The organism is Ignavibacteriales bacterium (assembly GCA_016709155.1).
Classification (GTDB): Bacteria; Bacteroidota; Ignavibacteria; order Ignavibacteriales; family Ignavibacteriaceae; genus JADJEI01.
On sequence record JADJEI010000001.1, the window covers coordinates 1,343,393 to 1,366,755 of the forward strand.

Below are 23,363 nucleotides of genomic sequence, written 5' to 3' on the forward strand. Positions count from 1 at the left end.
TATCTTTGGCATTCAACTTGATATTTAGCAGAAATAATATGACATCTAATGAAAATAAACTGAGATTTTCCTTAATCAACTTAATATTTAACAAAAAAAGGTAGCACAATGGCTTCAATATCGGAACAATCATTCGGTCAAAGGTACACAAAAGCAAGGGGTTTGCAGACATATCTTGGAACAATTCCAACTTATGCACCAGTTAACCCGGATTTAGCAATTCCGGCATTCACTACATTTCTTGACGGCGTTTTGACTTCTAATACTGATGTAGATGCAAAGTTGACTATTCTCCAAACTGAAAGGGACACACGCCTGAATCTTTATTTGAATTCTGAAACAGGATTGATAGTCCGCTGTGCTCAGATACGCGATCACTTTGCTTCAACTGAAACGAAGGGAAAGAAAAGTAAAAATTTTGAGAAGGCGCAAAAGATTACCCAGCGTATGCGCGGCAGAAGGCTTGGCAAAATTCCCCCCACCCCTCCCGGCGGAACCCCTGCTAAAAAGATTTCTACAAGTGAAGTTAGTTTCGGCAGCGTACTTGCAGCAGGCAGAGAATTGCTTGAGGTGATTAAATCTGTTGCCGGGTATGCGCCAAGTAATACTAACATAACTGTTGCAAACTTTACTTCTTTCTTAAATAGTATTGAACAGAAAAACACACTTATTTATCAGAGGCTTGAGCAGTATGATAATGATGTTGAAGTAAGAATGGAAAAGTATATCACACTTAAGGATAGGGTAAGCAAAATTAAAGCTGCACTTGCATCACAGTTTGGTAAAAATTCCAATGAATATAAGGATTCGCTTAGTTACTAAATCACCTAACACAGTTTGTTAGTTCTTTGTGTCTTAGAGCCTTCGCGGCAAAAAAAGATAACGCATTATGCCGCGAAGGCAGCAAGTTTCACAAAGGTTATATCGTTTAACTCAATCTATGCGCTTGGTGAGTTACTAATTATTAGCAGCATGAAAGGTTTATTAAATGAATGAACTAAAAATTTGAAAACAATACATTTATAGTTATTTTAGAACCATAAAAAATGTGCTCCTCAAACGTTATCATAATATTCACTTTTAAAAACGAAATTAAAATTTGGAAGATTTTCTTATGAAAATTATACGGTATTCTGTAAAGATAATTATTCTAACAGTAATTGTTTTATGTTCGACGACATACTCCCAAACAGAACAGCAAATACAACAAAAACTTGATGAGTATAATATTCAATCCGAAGCAGATATTCAGGCAGAATTGACAAAACGCGGCATGACCGAAGATGACGCAAGACGATTTGCTGCTCTTTACGGCATTGATTACGATCAGTTCATTCAACAGTATATTGTAAATTCACAGCAGCAAGTTCCGGTTCCACCACCCCAAACACCGCAGATAAATCAGCCGCCTCAGCAGCAAAACCCGGTGGAGAATCCTCCAACTGAGGTTCAGCAGGAAATTCAGGCTCCTCCTCCACAGGTTGTTAATACAACCCCTACGGAAGTAAAAGCACCGACCAACGAACAAGGACTCGAATATTTCGGCTACAAAATTTTCCAAACAATTCCGGCAAGTTTTGAACCTTCGAATGTTGGAACAATTGATCCGGGCTATTTAATTAGTCCGAATGATGAAATAAAACTTTCAATCTGGGGGGATGTAGAATTTCAATATCCGCTTAAAGTTGATCCGCAGGGAAATATTTTTATTCCAACTGCCGGGCAGGTATTTGTGCTTGGAGTACCATATTCGGAATTAAAGAACAAACTAACAGCTTACCTTTCCCAATTTTACGAAGGCTTAGCATCAACCCCACCTACGGTATTTCTTGATATTCAATTATCAAGTTTATCACCTTTGCGGATTTTTGCTTTAGGTGAAGTTCCAAAACCAGGCGGGTATAACATAAGCAGTTTCGCAACGGTATTTAATACTCTTTACAGTATTGGTGGACCTCTTGTTTCAGGCAGCTTACGTGAAATTCGTGTTGTACGCAATAACAAAGTAATCTCAAAAATTGATCTATATGATTACCTATTGAAAGGTCAGTTAATCGGCGATACAAGACTTCAGAATAATGACATCGTTTTTATTCCGCCGCGACAAAAAACACTTTCGATAACAGGCGAGGTAATGCGATCGGCAGTTTATGAATTGAAAAGTGGAGAGGGATTGAGAGATCTTATTTACTTTGCCGGAGGATTAAAAATTACTGCTTACACAGGCAGAGTCCAGATTAAAAGAATAAAACCGTTTGATCAAAGACAACAATTCTCACTTGAACGTGAGGTTATAGATGTTGATTATTCAAAAATTATGAGCGGCGGCAGTGACTTCGAACTATTTGATGGAGACGAAGTAACAGTATTTCCAATCCTTAATCAATTGGAAAACTTTGTTCAGTTGTCAGGAGCGGTTTATCGCCCCGGTACATTTGAATACAGGAAGGGGCTAAGAATTTCCGATTTGATTTCAGAAGCTTATGGATTATTGCCGGAAGCTTTCCAGGGTAAAATTGATGTGACAAGAGAACGTAAAGATAAAACTCAAGAGTTTCTTTCATTGGATTTAAGAGCTGCTTTGACTGGCGATCCAAATAATAATATTTTCCTCCAGCCTAAAGACTCACTTAGAGTTTATTCTATCTACGATTTAGAATCTCCTCGAAATGTTTCAATTAATGGGTATGTAAAAACAGCGATTACTATTCCTTATGCTGATAGCCTAACTATTTTTGATATGATTTTTAGAGCCGGTGGTTTGCAAGATCCTATTTTTAAGGGAAGAGCTTATACTGTCAGGGGTGATCTGATCCGAATTAACCCTGATGGATTGACTACAACTATAATCCCTTTCGATCTTGAAAAGGTTTTGATGAACATAGGAGACAATCTTGCACTTAAACCCGGCGATAAGATAAGTATTTATAGATTAGATGTGGAAAAGAATGTTGATGAAGTAGTAACTATCGGAGGGGAAGTAAAAATTCCGGGGAAATATCCACTTAACAAAAATATGACACCGATGGATTTGATTTTACAGGCAGGTGGGTTTATAGATGGCTCGTTAAGATCAGAAGTTTATGTAAATCGAATCCTTCCAGAAGGCTACCCGGGTGAAAAACTAAGCGAAAGTTTCACCATCCCATTGCCAAAATCGTTCGACCCAAAAGATTACAATGATGAAAATAAATTTTATTTAAAAGATAAAGATATTGTCCTTGTCAGGAAAAATTCCGAGTATGAACCTCAGAAAACCATAAAGGTTTTTGGTGAAGTAAAATATCCCGGCGCCTATATTCTTAAAAATAAGAATGAAACAGTGGCGGACCTTATCCATGAAGCTGGGGGGGTGACATCAGAAGCATTTTTATATGGAGCTTACTATTCCCGAAACAATCAAAGATTGATAGTAAATTTGGATGCATTAATTAACGACGAAGATGAAGAAGAAAATATTAACCTTCTTACAAGTGATAGCTTGTTCATTCCTAAAACACCCAACACGGTTTTGGTAACCGGCGAAGTTAATAATCCTGGGTTGTTCAAATTTGTTGACGGCGAATCTGTTTACGATTATATTGAAAAAGCCGGCGGTTTAACTAACAATGCAGATTATGCTCTTTATTCTCAACCAAATGGCGAAACCATTAGAGTTGATTTTGGACTGTTCCAGGGAGACCCCGGTGTTTATGACGGATCAATAATCAGAGTGACAAATCTACCTCCGCCAGCCCCAACTGAAGGGGTTGATGTGGGGAAATTGATTACTGACATGTTTGCGATAGTCGCAAGTGTTTTGACTATTATTGTTCTAGCAACAAAGCTATAAATAACTGAATAATTATTAAGCCAATAAAGAATGAATAAAGATAACAACGAATTAGACAAAACAGGCGAATCGCCAAGGTATAACAATAAAAGAATAGATTCTTTAATTGATAATTTAGTACCCTTTTTAAAGATTCTTTATCTGCGTAAAAAATTTATACTTATCTCTGAAGGTATAATTGCTATTGCCTCATTCATAATTCTTTGGTTCGTTATCCCATCTACTTATGAAGTTACCGTTACTGTGCTTCCTGAAACAATGACTTCATCAACATTAAGCGCACTAAGTGGTCTTGCTTCATCAGTTGGAGTGAATCTTAACACGGGTGGTGCCACAACAATTTACTCTAATTTACTTTTAAGTGAGGCTGTTTTAGAACCTGTTATTCTAGATAAGTACAGAATTCCCGGTGAGAAGGACTCTGCTAACTTAATAGATATTTTTGAGATTGAGCCAGTAGAAGATTATCCTTTACCGACTCAAAAAAGACTTCAATTTATTTCTTGCTATGAGATGTTGGCTGAAAAAGGTGGGATTGTCTCCGAATTAGATGCTGCAACTGGTGCTTTATCTATACTGGTTACGATGCCTGCGCCAAAACTTGCCGCCGAAGTAGCGAATAACCTACTCATTTCTTTGGATGATTATATGAAAAATAAGCGTCAGTCAAGTGCAAAAAACTCGCGGATGTATCTTGAGGGCAGGGTAGCTGCTTTACTTGATTCGTTGACTCAAGCAGAAAATAAATTGAAAAAGTTTAATGAACAAAACAGAATGATTGCTCAATCGCCTCAATTACTTCTTGAACAATCTCGTTTACAGAGAAATGTACAGGTTTATAACACTACTTATTCAACTTTAAGATCATCTCTGGAAGCAGCAAAATTAGAAGAAGTTAAGGATGTACCAGTTGTAAATATTAGGGAGTGGGCAAAAGATCCAGTCACCAGTTCGGGACCCCATAGAACAATATTTTTTGTAATTATTATTGTTTTTACTTTTGGTTTAATTTGCTTCTCAATTATTCTGAGACCGAGGATCATTTATTATTCTAAATTGATAAGAGGAAAAAACTGATAACCACTTTTTAAAAATTATCTTTATCTATCACACTCAGTATTTAACATCAAAACCGGGCATAGACCCTTATACATCTTAAATTTATTTAATGATTAACTCTTCAAATATACTTTGGCATCAAGGCAAAATTACAATCTCGGATAGAGAAAAGCTAAACGATCACCCCGCTGCTTGTTTATGGTTTACAGGTTTATCAGGAAGTGGTAAATCAACATTAAGCGTTGAAGTTGAAAGCCTCCTTTTTCAAAAAGGAATTCATAATTATATACTTGATGGAGATAATATCCGGCATGGATTAAATAATGATTTAAGTTTTAGTGATGCCGATAGGAAAGAAAACATTCGCAGGATTGGCGAAGTGGCTAAATTGTTTGTTGATGCAGGAATGATTGTTCTGACAGCTTTTATCTCCCCCTTTAGAGCTGACAGAGATTTTGTCCGCTCCTTGATTCCTGAAGGCAAGTTCATAGAAATATTTGTTGATTGTGATTTAGCAACCTGTGAAAAAAGAGACCCGAAAGGACTTTATAAAAAAGCCCGCGAAAATAAAATTGGTGATTTCACAGGATTGTCTTCGCCTTATGAGAAACCTAAAAATCCCGAACTGGTAATTTTTAATGGGGAAAATTCTGATTTAAATAAAAATGCAACTCTGATAATTGAGCTTCTGCTTCAAAAAAACATCATTGGAAAAAGTTGAAGGTTGGCCTAATATTTGCTTATTTTAAGCCTCAATTTTAATCTTTTAATTTTATCTACTTTCTATTTATTAATTTTTTAATCTAAAAAATACTCAGGAAAAACTATATGGATCATTTAGATCAATTAGAAAATAAAAGTGTTCATATCTTCCGTGAAGCTTATGCGAATTTCAAAAATATTTGTATGCTGTGGTCTATCGGAAAAGACAGCACGGTTCTTCTTTGGCTAGCACGAAAAGCTTTTTTCGGACACGTACCCATTCCATTAGTTCATATTGATACGCATTACAAAATACCTGAAATGATTGAGTATCGCGATCGGCTGGCAAAAGAGTGGAATTTAATTATGATCTATGGTCAAAACGAAGAGGCTCTTCTAAACAAACAAACTTTCCCCGATGGCAACGTTGATAGAATCACCTGCTGTGTCAATTTAAAAACTGAAGCACTTAAAAATACACTGAGCGGTAAATGGAAACGTTACAGGCTGAATAATGAATTAGGCGAATATGAAGTTGACAAAAACACTGAACCCTTTACCGGAGTAATTGTTGGTGCTCGATCTGATGAAGAAGGAAGCAGATCTAAAGAAAGATATTTCTCTCCAAGGGATACAGAAAACCAATGGGATGTTGGCGATCAGCCGCCGGAATTCTGGAATCAATTTAAAACTGATTTTGCTCCAGGAACACATCTCAGAATACATCCATTACTTGATTGGACCGAACTTAATATCTGGGAATATATCAAACGAGAAAATATCCCTACTGTCTCTCTATATTATAATAAAGGTGATGGGAAAAGATATCGCTCGCTTGGATGCTACCCTTGCACATCGCCGATAGAATCTGCCTCAAGAAACGTTGATGAAATAATTGAGGAATTAAAAAGCGGCAAACTAAAAAATATTGCCGAAAGATCCGGAAGAGCTCAAGATAAAGATGATGGTGGGGGTCTTGAAACTCTCAGACGAGATGGATATATGTAATAATTATTAAAAACAAATAAACTGAAATTTAAAATGATCATGAAAGAACAAATGAATATTGTAATTGCCGGTCACGTTGACCATGGCAAAAGTACAATTATAGGAAGATTATTAGCAGACACAAATTCACTACCCGAAGGTAAACTTGAGCAAATAAAAACAATGTGTGAATTAAGTTCAAAGCCTTTTGAGTATGCCTTTTTACTTGATGCATTAAAAGATGAACGGTCGCAGGGAATTACGATAGATTCAGCAAGAGTTTTTTTCAAAACTAAAAAAAGAGATTATATAATTATTGATGCACCAGGTCATATAGAGTTTCTAAAAAATATGGTTTCAGGGGCTGCAAGAGCCGAAGCAGCTTTACTTGTAATTGATGCTCACGAAGGAGTACAGGAAAATTCACGAAGACATGGTTATATGCTTTCGATGCTTGGTATAAAACAAATTGCAGTAATAGTTAATAAAATGGATTTGATTAATTATGATAAGAAAAATATGAAAAAATTGTTGTCGAATATTCTAAGTTTTTAACTGATATTAATGTTGTCCCAACCCGATTCATTCCTGTCAGCGGGATAGAAGGAGAAAATATTGCTTCTTCAAATGGCAAAATGCCTTGGTACACCGATCGTAATCTTTTAGACAATCTGGACGATTTCGAAAAAGAAAAACCCGCTCTAAATAAACCATTTAGAATGGCAGTTCAGGATGTTTATAAATTTACAAAGTTTAGAGACAGCAGAAGGATTGTTGCTGGAACAATAGACAGTGGAACTATAAAAGCAGGAGACGATGTAGTCTTCTACCCCTCCGGCAAAAAAAGCAAAGTCAAAGCTATCGAGGTATTCAACCAGAAGACTCCGGATTTTGCTCAAGTCGGATTTGCGACAGGATTTACTTTAGAAGAGCAAATTTATGTGACGCGCGGCGAGATGGTGGTTAATGCTATTGAATTAAAGCCGCAGGTTGCAAAGAGAATAAAAGTGAATTTGTTCTGGTTAGGGAAAAAACCATTAATAAAGAAAAAGGATTATTTCCTGAAACTTGGAACTGCAAAGGTAGGTTGTAAGCTCGAAGAAATTCAGAGAGTAATTAATGCATCCAACCTTAATGCACTCGATACAAACGATCGCATAAACAGACACGATGTTGCTGAGTGTACTTTGGTTTTAAACAAAGCAATAGCATTTGATAAATTAGAAGACATCGCTCAAACAAGCCGCTTTGTAATTGTTGATGAATATGAGATAGCCGGCGGTGGAATAATTAAAGAAGGACTTGAAGATAAACTAACCTGGGTCAGGGATACAATATTACTTCGAAATTATAAATGGCAAAAAAGTATCCTTTCGAATGAACAACGCGCAGAGAAATACAATCAAAAGGCTACAATAATTATTCTTACAGGATCAAAAAAATCCGGCAAAAAGGAAGTTGCAAAAGCATTAGAAGCAAAACTTTTTGCTGAAGGTAAATATGTTTACTTCCTCGGAATTGGCAATGTTCTTTACGGAGTTGATGCAGATATAAAAGGTAAAGAAAATAATCGCGAAGAACATTTGAGAAGGCTTGGCGAAGTTGCACACATTCTACTTGATTCCGGAGTGATACTATTATTAACTGCTTTAGAATTAACACAGGATGATCTTGAAATATTAAAATTATCAGTTGACCCCGATAAGATAGAAGTAATATGGGTTGGTGAAGAAGTAACCACTGATATAGCTCTTGATAGTAAAGTGCCCGGTTTAATAGATGTTGATGAATCAGTCGAGATGATTAAGAATTTACTTTATGATCAGGGGATAATTTTTAAACCATGGTAAATTTTCCAAATAAGGAATAGACTTAATAAACAATTTTAATGAATAATTTACCCGATGCAATCCATATAGGATTTTCCAAATGTGGCTCAACTTTTCTACAATCCTATTTAAGGCAGCATTCTAAAATTTTCTTAACCCATAAGTTACATTTTTTCAGCCCTTTCGATTTTGATAATTTTAAAAAGGGGATTGAGTACTACAGTCAACATTTTAAATTGGCTGGAATTGACTCAGTTAAAGTTGATAGTGATGAACACATTGTCCTTCCGATTTATCACCCGGTATTAGGCTCCGCAGCCACAACAATTGATTCTGTCAAAACAGTAGTTCAAAGAATCAAAGCAACGGTTGAAGATGTGAAAATAATCCTAATTATTCGAAATCAAGTTAGCCTAATATTATCAAGATATTCCGAGTATTTGCTTGCAGGAGGGAAATATTCATTCAAAACCTTTTTAGATGAAAACTTATGCTGCAGCCTTGATCAAAAGAATTACTACCAAAATTTTTATTCAGAAGTGATTAAAATATTAAATAAAAATTTCTCCGAATCTAATGTTTTGGTTTTACTGCAAGAGGAATTCTGGACCGAACGCAAAAAAGTAATCGAAATGTTATGTGAATTTTTAAATATTAATGTTGAATACCCGACAAATACAAAAATTAGAGATCGTCGTATCGGACTTTCATACAGAGGGATGATTTTTATGCGTGCCTTGAATAGGTTGCTAGTAATTTCTCCCGAGAATTTTTTAAACCCTGCGAGAACAAAATTGCCTTACGGCATTTATAAGTTTTTTCAGCGACTGATTCGATTGATTGATTACTATCTCCCTAAAAGTTTTAAAGGTAATCGAGATCAGATTTTTCCAAGCCAATTGAAATTAAAAGTTCAGGATATTTTCAGAGAAGATAATATTAAGCTTAGTATTTCACTCAATAAAGATCTCAAATCTTTGGGTTACTTAACTTAAGTGCGTTTAATAGAATATCCATCTAAGTAAAGAATGAATCGTACTCCCAAATTGAAATTCATCTTTAGTAGCAATAAAAAACAAAACATATTTATAAAAGTATTCTTACTTTTTATGTAATTAAATAAAAAAATTAAAGATCAACTTTAACAACGAAAGTGAATTAAATGAATTTTGATATCAATAAAATTATAGAAATTGCAAAGAACGCTGGTGATGGCATAATGAGCATTTATCAAACCGATTCTTTTGAAGTTGAAATGAAAAGTGACAACTCCCCCCTTACCCGAGCGGATAAAGCTTCACATTCGGTTATTGCTAAAGGTCTTTCAAAATTGTATCCAGATATTCCTATACTATCCGAGGAAGGTAAATCTATTCCTTTTGAGACTAGAAAGAACTGGAGTCATTTTTGGTTAGTTGATCCATTAGATGGCACAAAAGAATTTATAAAAAAAAATGATGAGTTTACTGTTAACATAGCATTTATCAAAAATGCTGTCCCCATAGCCGGAGTTATCTATGTCCCTGCACAAGAAGTGATGTATTATGGAGTTGTAGGAAAAGGTGCTTATAAAAAAATAGGTGAACAGGCTCCAGTTGAAATAACTGTTTCACAGAATTTAGAAGAGGGATTGATTGCTGTTAAAAGTCGGTCACATTCGTCTGAAGATGAGGAGAAGTTTTTTGCAAATTATAATATAATAGATACAATCTCAGTTGGTAGTTCACTGAAGTTTTGTATGGTTGCCGAAGGTAAAGCTCAAATTTATTACCGAAATGGACCTACTTGGGAATGGGATACGGGAGCTGGACACGCTATAGTTTCAGCAAGTGGTGGAAAAGTTTCTGGAATTGGCCAGGATTTAAATTATAACAAAGAGTCTCTTCTAAACAGCAGCTTCCTTGTAACAGCAGAATAATAATGAACCAGCAGAAACCTCTTATTATTATTGGTGCTCACAGATCGGGGACTACTTTTACCGGAAATATGATTTCACTTTCAGATGAAGTTTGTTATATAAGGGATCCATTTGCAAAATATAGAAGGGCTGGTCTATTTCAATTACGTCCTAAAAATTTTTTCACTTACATAACTGATGTGAATGGAAACGAATATCACGAAGCTTTTCAACGAATGATTCAATTTAAGTATACTTTATTCAAAGAATTAGGTTTTGTTAAAAAGTCGATTGATATCAAGCCTTTATTGGGGGATATTTTCAGATTTAAAGTTGCAAAAATGAAAAATAAACGAGCTTTACTAAAGGCTGCCACTGCTTTATTCTCCACTGAATGGCTACAAAAGAATTTTGATTTTCGGGTCTTAGCTTTAATAAGACATCCGGCAGCTTTCATCAGTAGTTTAAAAAGGTTGGATATTACTCACCCCTTTGTTGAATTTGTGAATCAACCTTTATTAATGAAAGATCACCTTCAACAATTCGAAAGTAAAATAAACGAATATTCACAAGTGCAGTTAAAAGCTGGACATACAAAAACTCCAGACATTATTGACCAGGGAATTTTACTTTGGAATATTATTTATAGCTTTATGTTGAAGATGAGAGAGAAACATCCTGAATGGTTAATGCTAAACCACGAAGATATTTCTTTTGAACCAATAGAACATTTTGAAAAAATATATGAACATTTTCAACTCAATTTTACAGACGGTATCAAAACTAAAATTATTGAATATACTTCCCAATCAAATCCTTCTGAGGCTGTAAAAGGCAAATGGAATTCTCTGAAAAGAAATAGCTCACAAAATGTAAAAAATTGGAGGCACAGATTATCACCCGATGAAATAAGCAAAATTTATGACGGCACTAATGAGATTGCAAAGAATTTCTATAAATCAGAAGATTGGTAAACTCAACAAATATTTTTAATGAAAAAGAAAATCTTAAAATTTATCTTTCAACATCCGCATATTTATTCACTGTATTTGTCAGCCAGAAATTTTGATGCCCGGACTTTTTTTTCCATCAAATCTTATCACATCAAGGATGTGGTAATCTGTGGTATGCCCCGATCAGGTTCCACTTTGCTGTTCAATATCATTAAAGAAATGTTAAGATTACACTATACTAAGATTGATCCATATTTTATAAATGATAAACAGTATAACAAGCTTCTTAAAAGTGAAATTTCTTTGGTGGTAAAAAAGAATCATCGCTATTCGCCGCTTTTAAAAAAAAGAATTATGAAAGAATTGTCAATTGGATTTTTCACCCATCGAGATATCAGGGATGTAGTTGTCTCGTTGAAACAAAAGGGCAGAATACCTGACTTTGATAAATGGGCAGATAGGGGAAGACTCCGCAAAATTGTAAATGATGCTTTACTTTATGCTGCGACCCGGAAAGTAACCATGATAGAATATGAGCAATTGTTAAATCAAAAAAAAAACGTGATTGATCAATTGGAGAAGATGTTAAAGTTTAGATTGACTGATGAAGAAAAGGAAAGTATTATTCAAAAAACAGATATTGATAAAACTAAAAAAATGCTTGAATCTAGGAATGAAAGTGGACAAATAGACTATTCAAATCATTTGCATCAAAATCATATTAGCGATGGCAAAGTTGGGAAATGGAAAGATTTATTGACCGACGATGAAATAATAAGGATAAATAATGAAGCAAAAGATTTTCTAAATCTTTTCAATTATAAATAATTCACTAATATTTTTATTCTAACATTTAATTTATGATCAAAGTAAATCTCGGCAGTGTCATTAAACGATATATTAAACCCGGTAAGCCTATCGGAGATAATCTAAAAATTCTCCGGACCGATACTTTTTTAGTTTCATATCCCAGATCGGGTAATACATGGATGAGATTTTTATTAGGGAATTATCTCTTCGGAGAAACATTTGATTTCCTTACAAAAGAAAAATTTATTCCTGCAATAAGGGCAAATACAAATAAAGAATTGCTAAGGGTACCTCAACCACGAATTTTAAAGAGTCATTCGCAATACACACCCATATATCCAAAAGTAATTTACATAGTCAGGGATCCAAGGGATGTAATAGTATCTCATTATAATTGGGCAAAGAAAAATCCAAATAAAAAAAGAGACAACTCAAAATTAAACTTTGGACAGTATGCTGAAATTTTCTTTAAGGGCGACTTCTCCTTTGGAGGATGGAATGAACATGTGCTTGGATGGAGAAACAACTCTCATAAAATTAAAAACGGGTTTCTGTTTATCAAATACGAAAATCTAAGAAATGATACTTTTAACACTCTAAAAAAAACCCTGGAATTTTTAAATATCGCTACTGAAGAAAATAAAGTTATAACCGCAATCGAGAAGACTTCATTCGATCAAATGAAAAAATTAGAAAAAAAACAACAAGCAGAGCTTAAAGAAATTGCCTCTCCGACTGGTAATATTGATTTTGTCGGCAGCGGTAAAAGCGAGTGGCAGTTTTATTTGAAAGGCGATATTAAAGAAAGATTCAAGTCGTATTTAGAATCTACAATGATATCGTTGGAATATGGGCAAGATTCTAATTGGTAATAATAAACGGACAATTAAAAATTTAAATATTTAGAAATTGAATCAACTAAAAAATAAAAACGTGACTCGCCAATTGGCTAAGGGTGGGCTAACCGGAATCTCCGGATACCTTTTATTAAAACCACTTAACCTGCTAACGAGCGTTCTTCTTGCAAGATTTTTAGGAGCTGATGGTTTTGGGCTCTACTCTCTTGGTTTAAGCATAAATGTTTTGCTAAATGTTTTTACCAATTTTGGATTTCCGCAGGGGATTGTAAAACTTTCCATAAAGTACCGGACTGAAGGCAGCAAAGAGAAAGTAAAAGGAGTTCTCTACTCCAGTTTGATTTTCTCGGTAAGTCTTTGTGCGTTGATTGTCATTACTCAGCTAATATTTGCCGAAGAAATAAGCAAAATGTTCTTTGAGAATGATTCGTTAGCAAGTGTAATTATTATCTTCGGTTTATCAGTCCCCTTCAATACTCTTTATACTTTCCCGGCAGCCTTCGCACAATCGTTCAAAAAAATAAAATACCAATCTATTATTCTAAATATTACCAGACCTTTAAGCTTTTTACTCTTCACGATTGTCGTTGTTTCTTTTAAGTGGGATCTTGACGCAGTACTTTATGCAAATCTAATTTCGACAATTGTAACGGCTATAATTGGATTTTATTTTATACTTAAGTATTTCCCTGAATTTTATCAAGCGAAAATTAAACCAATTTACGAGTTTAAAAATTTGATAACCTTCTCTATGCAGACTATGTTCACTGGTTTTCTGTCGATATTAATGATAAAAATTGATAGAATTATGATAGGTTATTTTTCAACTAGTTCGGATGTTGGGATTTATTCTGCAGCAGCAAACTTAGCAATAAATGTGACTTTTTTCCTCACTCCCTTCGCAATGATTTTTTCACCAATTTCTGCTGAATTATTTCATTTAAATAAAATAGACGAATTAAATAAAGCCTTTAAAAATGTAACCCGTTGGCTGCTAATTTTTACTCTCCCATTGTTTTTTATTTTCGCAGGCTTTTCCAAAGAATTGCTGTTAATGTTTGGGAAAGACTTCTCAATCGGAGGGACTGTTCTTATATTAATCTCTATTGCAGAATTGATAAATGTTTCTACAGGACCAGTGGGTATTTTGCTGAAGATGTCAGGACATCAACTTATTGATTTAAAAATTTCAATTCTTGTGCTGGTGATTAATGCTTCGTTGAATTACATTTTAATCCCAATCTATGGACTTGCAGGAGCAGCAATTGCAACTGCTATAGCAATTACAGTTACTCATTCGATCAGGCTGTTAATAGTATGGAAATATTTAAAAATTTTCCCTTATGACATAAATACATTGAAACCGTTTATTTCATTCTTAACGATGGGAATCATATTTTTTATTATTGTTTATTTTTTAGAGCCCGTTACATTGATAAAAATAATAATTGGTACATTTTCATTAGTTGGTTACACACTTCATTTCTTCTTATCGAAGAAAGATGAAGAAGATATTTTTATTTTGAACTCACTGAAAAAAAGATTGTCTAAAAAAGATAAACACAATAAAAAAAATAACTCCGATATTAACGAGTCTGAATAATTACTTTATAATTTAATAATGATATCTATCATTTTCTTAATATTAACAATTTTATTCGCTGTCTACATCCTTTATAGATCTAGAGAAGAATATGAGCTGCTGTTATTATTGCCTATTATAATCTCTACCAGTTTTTTTGGCTTCTCACCTTTTGAGATCAATATAAAAGGGCTTATTCAAAGCGACGATATTGCATTTCTGTTAATGTTTTTCTTAGTTCTTTTCTTTATTAAAAAAGATATTTATTTAACCTCACGTTCAGTTTTTTATTATAGGTATGGCTATCTATTTGTATTGCTATTAGCGTACTTTATTTTTGTCTATGTGCTATCTCTGATTCAGTATCAGGATTACACCGCCACTACAAAAATCTCGAGAATATTTTTTCACTACTTTGCATTTTTTGCTTATTATTTTATCATTGTAAGAATTGAAAAAGATAGAATTATTCGACTTTTTAATATAATTGAGAAAATTACCCTGGTTTTAACTTTATTTTTTATTTTAGACTCGGGCTTTGGTATCTCAATTTTTGCAGCTACAGATCAGTTCAATATCTATGCAGGGGATGTAGTTGAAAGAAATCTTGCAACTTTTCCTCTGTTTTCATTTTTCATTCTTGCACGATTAAGTCTTAAAAGAGAGGTCAATTGGTACAACATTCTGGGAATTCTAGGGATTTTATTTGCAGTATTTTTGCTCATTACTCGTTCCCTTGCAGCCGCGGCAATTATTATTTTATTTGCTGGCTTCTTTTTCAGGGATAAGGTTCTAATTAAGTCCGGTAAAATAAGTAGGTTAATAGCCCGTATAGCAGTAATCACCATTTTATTTACAGCGATACTAATTACTGTTTTTCAATCTCAGATAAAATATTTTGCGACAAAAGTTGAAGACATAACATCCGCAAGTAGTGTTGATGCAATAGTGGAAGGTACTTCTTTATATAACAGATATTTGATCATTGAAAGCAGAGTTTCCAAGGTGTGGGAGGTGAACCCATTCACAGGGTTAGGAATGTTACACCCGGAAGAAGCAAGAAAAGTATTTTATCCTGATCTTTTTATAAGAAGGCAGGATAAGCCTGGAACAGTGATTGTGGGTGATCAATCTTGGGGAAGTTACATCGGTAGTGTAGGATTTTTGGGTGTGCTTCTTTATTTACCACTGATGTTATATCCGCTATACTACCTTTGGAAGAGAAAAACTTTATATTCACTTAATATAGATTTCTATACTGTACTACTTGCGCTAATTATGGAAGTTGGCATGAGATCGTTTTTTAGCAGGAATTTGTTTGTCAGCTTTCACTTATTAATATTTTATTATGTACTTATTCTCTACTTTATTGAACTTTATCATAACGAAAACATTACAAATAATAATACTGCCCCAAAATGATTTGTTTTTTATTCTTTGATAGAAAAAAATTTTAGACTTAAAAATTATCGATTTTATTTGTAATTTAGTTTTCAACAGGTGAAGTCAAAGCGAACAGCAATTAGCGAATAAATACAGTCAGATAAAGCAAGCAGCATAAATTCTTTGTAATGCCTTCAATCAATTAATAATTAACAAATTTAAGAGAAAATATTTTTAATGGATAAAATATTAGCCTCCGTGGTAGTTCCAACATTTAATTCTGAAAGATTTCTGGAACAAACACTACATTCTTTATTTCAGCAAGATTATAATAATTTAGAAATTCTGGTCATCGATGGTGGATCCACTGATGAAACAGTGAATATTATTAAAAAATATGAAAAACAAATTGCATATTGGGTTAGTGAAAAGGATAGCGGACAAAGTAATGCTCTGAATAAAGGTTTTAAAAAAGCCAGGGGAGAAATAGTTGGATGGTTATGTTCGGACGATCTGCTATACAAAGACTCAGTTCGTATAGTTGCAGAAAAGTTTACCAAAGATGATGAGGTAGGAATTGTTTATGGAGACATTGATCAAATTAATTCCAATGGCAAAATTTTTAGAAAAATAAAATATAAACCAATTTCTGCTGACTATATTCTTAATGTCCACCATCCCGTTCCGCAGCAGGGTTCTTTTTATAGAAGAAGCCTTCTTGAAAAAGTTGGTTACTTAAATGAATCTTTACATCAGGTTATGGATTATGATTTATTTATTAAACTTCTTAAAATATCTAAAGGGGTTTATGTGGGACGCGCTTTGGGACAATTTAGAATGTTCGAAAGTAATAAATCAACTATTCAAGGTGCATGGGTCGGTTCTATCGAAGGATTTAGAGTTGGAAAAGAGCATGGCGCTAAAATAATTTCAAGAGTAACTTTTTTACGCTTGAAAAGAATGAGTCGGTTTTTAATAAAAAAAGTATTCGGAATTAAATTACATAAGGAGCGTTAAAATGTTCACTAAGAAAAAATCATTCGTGTTAATAAATACGACAGTATTTTTTTTAATATTATTTTTATTCAGTCCGCAAATGTTGTCTCAAAAAAAATTGATGTTTGGACTAAATTCTGTTTTCACAGATCCGGTCCTACACAAGATCATCTCATTGCCTCAGCCAACATTGCTTGAAATGTTTAAAGATTATCACATACAATACCTGAGATACCCTGGGGGAATACCAACCAGGTATTATTTTTGGGATAGACCAGACTTGATCGATGAAGCTCTGAAATACCACTCCAGCTATCTTGAACAGAGAGGTGATAAAAGAAGTGAATACTACTCCAACTATTCTGAAAAAGTTTCTGTTCCTGAAACTAACTATAAGGACTTTTTAAATTTTTGTAATAAGAATAAAATCATTCCGATCATTGAACTTAACACAACACTTTATGTAGATAACAACAAGCTTTATCAATATGAAAAATTTCAGAAGCAAACAAAAAACATAAGTATTCAGGAAAACCGTTGGGAAAAAATTGGTGAATCTGTAAAATCACAAATGAAGTTTACTCATACAATTCTTGACAACGTAATTTGGGAATTTGGTAACGAAGATTACTTTATGTTCGACGCAGAAGAGTATGGTACAATTGTAATTAATCTTATGGATATCATCCATAAAAATTATCCCAACGATAAAATCATTGTTGAGATGTCCAATAGCTGGTCGAAAGGCGCTCGAAAAAAGCAGTGGAATAAAACTTTTATAGCTTTTTTAGACAAAAAAGGAGCTCTAAATAAAATTGATTATTTTGCCCCGCATTTTTATGATGCAGGGGGGGAGCAATATGACAACTCGAGCCAGATGGTTACAAAAATTCTAAAAAATAATGTAACTAACTTCGAAAATGCAATCATGTCAAATTTTCCTTCTGGTTTTCAGCCTAAGTTATTCTATACCGAATATGCCTGCGTTTTAACTTCCTTGGATAATAAAAATTATAGCACACAACTTCATGGATTGTTAACATTAAATTATTTTATGCGATTTTACGCATCTCCGAATATAGTTGGGATCATACAACATGCGTTTACTACTATAAAAAATGCATTCTTCTATGCACCTTCCCTGACTAGTCGGTTTGATTATATAACTGAAAAAAACAGCAATTCAGATATATTTTCTTATATCCCCCCTCAATCAGAAGCCGTTAAATTATTTTATAATACTTGTGCTGATAATGTTGTTAGTTTTTATTCGACTGATTCATATTTGTTCCTATGCACTGAAACAAATAACCAATTCAAAGTTCAAATCTTAAATTTTGAGGACAATCCTGCGGATGTTGATCTAAGTAGTATTTCGTCTAATATTGGAAGCAAAAAAGGCTTGGTTAATACATATATTTTTGACGATTTAAACGCCCACTATTGGAACCCTGAAAAAAATGTTAAAAAATCAGAATTAAATTCAAATAAGATATCTGTGCCAAAACATTCATTTACTTCAATCGTTTACTGATTATTTTTCTCGGAATTTACGTGAGAATTGTAATCTTTGTCGGTGGTGGAATCGGAGATGTATTAATGACAACTCCAATGTTCAGAGCCATCAAGAAAAAATATCCTGAATCAAGAGTTGTTGTAACTGTTATGGGGTCAAGTCAAGCTACAATTCTGCTTAATAATTCTAATGTAGATTTCATTATAAATCTAAAGAGTCCTAAGTGGTCAGGTGCGTTAGGATTTATTCGATTATTATTATTTTTTAATAAAGAGAAATTTCAGTACAGTTTTTTAAATCATATTGCAGAAAGAAGAAAATATTTTTTACTTTCTTTTCTGTCAGGTACAAAAAACAGGGTCGGTTTTAATAGATCTAAAGTTGCTAGGGAAAAGACCTATTTTCTATTTGTCAAATTACTAAATCAACCGATTAACTATAATTTTAATTCTAAATTAAGAACTGAATTAAATTTGGAACTCCTTAAAGTGCTCGATATTCGAGATAACGATATTTCCTATGATTTACCAATAACAAAAAAAATTATTAAGAAGAAAAGAAAAATTATAGGGATACATCCGGGCAGTAATACCGGTGGTGAATTAAAAAGATGGCAATTTGAAAAATTTGATGAATTGTGCAAAAAAATCAACGAGGCTTTTGGTTTTAGTATTAGATTCTTTATTGGTCCCGAAGAGGAATACCTCTCCAAGAGAATTAATCCTAAGTATGAACAAATTATAAATGTAAGCTTACTGGATGCAATAGATAAAATAGCAGAGTGTGATTATTTTATTAGTAATGATAGTGGATTAGCTCACATCGCGGCAGCTTTTAAAGTTCCAACTATTGTACTCTTTGGCCCAACGCTGAAAAACGAATATATTCTGCCGACGAAGTATATTGCAATTGATTCTGGAGAGCTTGAATGCAGACCCTGCTTTCACCTTAGAAAGCCTTGCCCAATTGATCAGTTATGCCTCAAAAATATTACAGCTGAAGAAGTGTTTTTTAAGTTTGCCAAATTAATTGAAGCTTAGCTCACCATTGCTTAATTAAATAAATTTTATTGTTTTTTTTAATTGTAACTTGAGATTTAAAATCATTTGAAGTATTTTAATTAAGTATAAAAATTGTAATAGTCAATCAAACCCAGGTTTTAGAAGTTTAAATAGGAGTATTAATCGTGAAAAATTCATGTTTTATTTTGGTCATTTTCATAGTTTTGACATTGTTTACGAGTTCTACATACTCGCAGTTTTCAACACAATACAAAACAGAAAACGTATTTATCGTAGCTATTGACGGATTAAGATATACAGAAGGGTTTGCTTCCGGGAATACATACATTCCATTTCTATGGGATAGTTTAGCTCCTAAGGGAACAATTTATACAAACTTTTACAACACTGGAGTTACAACTTCTAATTCTGGACATTCTCAAATTACTAACGGAGTAAGACAGTTATTGTTGGTCAATACAAACTCAAGAAACCTGCCGGAAGATAAATCAAATATGTGTCCCTATGATTTAGAATACTCAACGATATCCGAGAAGAATCAAAATCCATCCCCTGATAATATAAGTATAGATACAGATTTAAGACCCACAGAGCCAACTGTTGGAGAATATTATCGTAAATTCAAAGGCGCACCAAAAGAAAAAGTTTATTACATAAATGGACATAGCAGAATATGGCGTAACCCGGTAAGCCTTTTCCCTGGTTATGGACCGGATTACGCACCGGTTGTCGTTCCCGTATATAGCGACCTTGAAACTCTTGATACTGCGTTTGCCGTGATTGAGCGTGATCACCCGCCTCTTTGTTATGTTCTTTTTGGTGAAGTAGATGCTGCCGGACATTCAGGTGATACCACAAGATATCTTGGACAAATAATGCAGGTTGATTCACTCATATTTCAACTCTGGCAAAAAATTCAATCGGACTCCGTTTATGCGAACAAAACAACAATGATAATAACCACCGATCATGGGAGACATGATGAACAACATGGAGGGTGGAAAAGCCATGGGGATCAGTGCGGAGGCTGCAGGCACGTTTTTCTAATTGCGCTTGGACCTGATATCAAACCAAATACAATTATTGAAGATGTACATGATCATGTTGACATCGCCCCAACCGTTGGGGAATTATTGAAATTCCCGACCCCTCTTGCGCAAGGAAAAGTTTTAAGTGAAATGTTAGTCTCCAAAAGTCTAACTAATCATTCAGTAACTGGATATCCAGATCAAGTATCTTCTGTAATAAATTTAAGCCGGACAGGAGGTTTTTCACGTTCACCTTCTATTACAAAGAATAATAATGGTTTGCATGTAGTTTTTTCAGATAATAATAATGAAAAGAGTGAAATCTATTATACTAAAAGTACTAATAGTGGAACTAGTTGGAGCAGTCCTCAAATAATTTTGACAGATCCCAATCCTTCTGGATACGAATTAGAACCGGCTATTACATCTGTTGACAGTAATAGTTTATATGTTATCTCGTCCGGTTACCATTATTCGCCTACCGAATCAACTTATCTCTGGCTTTTAAAAGGAATATTAAGCGAAAACTCCGGCTTAACCTGGAATACAGAATCAGTACTTGATACTCAGTTAACCATTAGTTCAAAACCAACAGTTGTGTCAACAGGAAAAAATATCACAGCGATTTCAACCGTATCTCATTCTTTGAAAAGTGTGGTAAGTACAGACGGTGGTCTGACATTCAGTTCTTCCGTTCTAGTTTCAAAAACGGGATTTCCTCAAGTACCTACGGCGACATATATGAAATCAACTTGTTACTCCGTGTGGCAAAATGTTTCATGGTTTGAACCCTATTGGAAACTCTGGTTTGGAAATCAGCCGTGGCTTGAGGAAACTGCAGTTACTCCAAACGTAACAGATAGTTATCCCTATTTTCCTTCAATTAGCAGCGATAATGCCAAGCGGATTCACTTAGTTTATTCTTATGCTTATATCCCTGATTCATTAGCACCGGTAGAATGGCGGATAGATTATCTGAGAAGTCTGGATTCCGGTAAAACCTGGCAGAACCCAAGTACAATTTCTGGTTTAACAAACTCTTTTCTGCCTAAAATAAAGATTTCTGATAATGGAAAAGTTTGTGCAATATGGTCTTCGTTTACCAACAATAAATGGAGTATTCGGGGTTCTTATTCCACTGATGCCGGAGTTAGTTGGGTTGAGCCTTTTCAGATTACACAGAAGCAGGAGTTTTCACTGTACAGTGACTTTTATATATCTAAAGATACTTTATTTGTGGTCTGGCAGAATTTTAGCAGAGGAAATTGGGAATTATTATTCACTAAGTATGTGTTGAATAGTCCAAATGAAATGAATAAAATCCAGAATAGTGAGTCGCCAATTGTATTTTCACTTGATCAAAATTATCCAAATCCGTTTAACCCAAAGACAAATATTCGATTTCAATTGCCAAAGGATTCTTTTGTCAGTTTGAAAATTTTTGATTTACTGGGAACAGAAGTATCAACTTTAATAAATGAGGAACAATCAGCAGGAATTCACGATATAGATTTCAATGCTTCTGACTTACCCAGTGGAATATACTTTTATAGAATTCAAGCTGGCAATTTTATAGATACAAAAAAACTAATTTTGCTGAAATAGTATCAAATGATTTAGATTTAAGACAGGATCTTTTTTTTCTGCGAACCGATTTTTTAAAATGGACTAAGTGTTTTTTATTCATTTTATTAATGTGGAATTGTCCGAACTTAGTCGAAATTTGATTTAACTTTATTAGTGAATAATTAGGACTTTTTCAATTGGAAGGACATTGAGTGTGGTTTTGATTGATTTTCGAAAAAAATGAGAAGGAAAAAAGACTACTTACAAAATAGCGTTCCTCACAAATTTTTTAATTTCTTCTTAAATCTGTATATTTTCAACTGTTATTTATAAAAAATTAGTGACAAAGCAAAATACCTCCATTCGGATTTTGATTTAGAATATTCCAATTTGAAATAGATTTTCTCTTTTCTCATTTTTTTGACTTATTTCCACTATAGTTTTCGTAAAAAAACGTATTAATGGTCACTAATACAGACAAGCTAAAAATACTTTACATAATGGGTGCCGGTAGAAGTGGAAGCACCATCTTTGGTATTTTATTAGGAAATATGCCCTGTAATTTTTATGGCGGAGAACTTCATATGTGGAATTTGCATGCTGGAAATGCAAATAACGAAAGAATTGAAGTTAAAGCTTTTTGGGAAAGAGTAAAGCTTGAAATGCCCGAAGTTGAAAATTATTTTGGTGATAAATATTATAAGTATTTGGAATATCACAGTTCTTTCCTTTTTTGTCCCTGGCTTACAAAAAAAAAACTTATTTCGGAATACCATGAGTTTAATAGACAGCTTATTTCATCAATCAAAAAAGTAGCTAATAAAGAGTATGTGATTGACTCTTCACACTATCCTTTTCGGGCTTTATGGCTTAGTAAAAATAAAAATATTGATACACATTTTATTTATTTATATCGGCATCCATTTAATGTGGTTGAATCATTTAGTAAAAAAAATATAGAACACAAATCAAAAAACCCGGTTTCCGCAAATATCTATCTATTTTTTGTAACTCTTCTTTCTTTAATTGTGTACTTCTTTCTTCCTAAAGGTCAAAAAACTAAAATTAGGTATGAAGATGTAATTACAAGTCCTGAATTAGTAATAAATAAGTTCAATAAATTACTTAACGTACAAAATACTGTTATAGATTTTGATAGATTAAATATTGGATATGTTTTCCAGTCTAATCGTATTCGCCATTTTGAAACAATAGCTTTGAAACCAAAAGAATCAATGAACAAACTTAGTCTGTTCTGGAAATGTTTTACAGTAATTTGTCAATTCCCTTTTTTACTAATCAATAAACGTACAAAAAATATATAGGGAAATTTTTAGTATACAA

At 33.6% G+C, this 23,363-nt stretch carries 17 protein-coding genes and 1 pseudogene; all 18 read left to right on the forward strand.

Annotation, left to right across the window (positions count from 1 at the left end; translation table 11 throughout):
• Positions 1–108: 108 nt before the first annotated feature.
• The 18 genes and pseudogenes from IPH11_06645 to IPH11_06730 all read left to right on the forward strand — a co-directional run bounded on the left by IPH11_06645 (position 109) and on the right by IPH11_06730 (position 23,344).
• On the forward strand, positions 109–822 hold the full coding sequence (locus tag IPH11_06645) for a hypothetical protein (protein MBK6913338.1): 714 nt from the start codon (positions 109–111) through the stop codon (positions 820–822).
• Positions 823–1,114: 292 nt separating this feature from the next.
• Positions 1,115–3,832 (forward strand): SLBB domain-containing protein, encoded by a 2,718-nt coding sequence (locus IPH11_06650; protein MBK6913339.1) that lies wholly within the window; start codon positions 1,115–1,117, stop codon positions 3,830–3,832.
• Between the two features lie 30 nt (positions 3,833–3,862).
• Complete coding sequence (locus IPH11_06655) at positions 3,863–4,909, forward strand: hypothetical protein (protein ID MBK6913340.1); 1,047 nt, start codon at positions 3,863–3,865, stop codon at positions 4,907–4,909.
• A gap of 91 nt (positions 4,910–5,000) precedes the next feature.
• A complete protein-coding gene (gene cysC / locus IPH11_06660) occupies positions 5,001–5,612 on the forward strand; it encodes an adenylyl-sulfate kinase (GenBank protein ID MBK6913341.1) in 612 nt (203 codons plus the stop codon).
• A gap of 107 nt (positions 5,613–5,719) precedes the next feature.
• Positions 5,720–6,601, forward strand: coding sequence for a sulfate adenylyltransferase subunit 2 (locus IPH11_06665; GenBank protein ID MBK6913342.1), 882 nt, complete (start codon positions 5,720–5,722; stop codon positions 6,599–6,601).
• Between the two features lie 33 nt (positions 6,602–6,634).
• A pseudogene (locus IPH11_06670) lies at positions 6,635–8,430 on the forward strand (adenylyl-sulfate kinase).
• Positions 8,431–8,468: 38 nt separating this feature from the next.
• Entirely contained in the window at positions 8,469–9,404 is a 936-nt protein-coding gene (locus tag IPH11_06675; GenBank protein MBK6913343.1) for a sulfotransferase domain-containing protein, read from the forward strand.
• A gap of 167 nt (positions 9,405–9,571) precedes the next feature.
• Positions 9,572–10,327, forward strand: a complete 756-nt coding sequence (gene cysQ / locus IPH11_06680) for a 3'(2'),5'-bisphosphate nucleotidase CysQ (protein ID MBK6913344.1) — start codon at positions 9,572–9,574, stop codon at positions 10,325–10,327.
• Positions 10,328–10,329: 2 nt separating this feature from the next.
• The gene (locus IPH11_06685; protein ID MBK6913345.1) at positions 10,330–11,280 is read left to right on the forward strand and encodes a sulfotransferase domain-containing protein; all 951 of its coding nucleotides are present in this window, start codon (positions 10,330–10,332) and stop codon (positions 11,278–11,280) included.
• Positions 11,281–11,298: 18 nt separating this feature from the next.
• A complete protein-coding gene (locus IPH11_06690; protein MBK6913346.1) occupies positions 11,299–12,087 on the forward strand; it encodes a sulfotransferase domain-containing protein in 789 nt (262 codons plus the stop codon).
• A 32-nt stretch (positions 12,088–12,119) separates the two neighbouring features.
• Positions 12,120–12,941 (forward strand): sulfotransferase domain-containing protein, encoded by an 822-nt coding sequence (locus IPH11_06695; GenBank protein ID MBK6913347.1) that lies wholly within the window; start codon positions 12,120–12,122, stop codon positions 12,939–12,941.
• Positions 12,942–12,978: 37 nt separating this feature from the next.
• Entirely contained in the window at positions 12,979–14,529 is a 1,551-nt protein-coding gene (locus IPH11_06700; GenBank protein ID MBK6913348.1) for a flippase, read from the forward strand.
• A gap of 18 nt (positions 14,530–14,547) precedes the next feature.
• Complete coding sequence (locus IPH11_06705; GenBank protein MBK6913349.1) at positions 14,548–15,930, forward strand: hypothetical protein; 1,383 nt, start codon at positions 14,548–14,550, stop codon at positions 15,928–15,930.
• 198 nt (positions 15,931–16,128) lie between these two features.
• Positions 16,129–16,908, forward strand: coding sequence for a glycosyltransferase (locus tag IPH11_06710; protein MBK6913350.1), 780 nt, complete (start codon positions 16,129–16,131; stop codon positions 16,906–16,908).
• 1 nt (position 16,909) lies between these two features.
• The gene (locus IPH11_06715; GenBank protein ID MBK6913351.1) at positions 16,910–18,421 is read left to right on the forward strand and encodes a hypothetical protein; all 1,512 of its coding nucleotides are present in this window, start codon (positions 16,910–16,912) and stop codon (positions 18,419–18,421) included.
• A 20-nt stretch (positions 18,422–18,441) separates the two neighbouring features.
• Positions 18,442–19,443 (forward strand): glycosyltransferase family 9 protein, encoded by a 1,002-nt coding sequence (locus IPH11_06720; GenBank protein ID MBK6913352.1) that lies wholly within the window; start codon positions 18,442–18,444, stop codon positions 19,441–19,443.
• Between the two features lie 146 nt (positions 19,444–19,589).
• The gene (locus tag IPH11_06725; GenBank protein MBK6913353.1) at positions 19,590–22,058 is read left to right on the forward strand and encodes a T9SS type A sorting domain-containing protein; all 2,469 of its coding nucleotides are present in this window, start codon (positions 19,590–19,592) and stop codon (positions 22,056–22,058) included.
• Between the two features lie 422 nt (positions 22,059–22,480).
• Positions 22,481–23,344: a sulfotransferase gene (locus IPH11_06730; GenBank protein MBK6913354.1), complete on the forward strand. Its 864-nt coding sequence runs from the start codon at positions 22,481–22,483 to the stop codon at positions 23,342–23,344.
• Positions 23,345–23,363 lie beyond the last annotated feature (19 nt).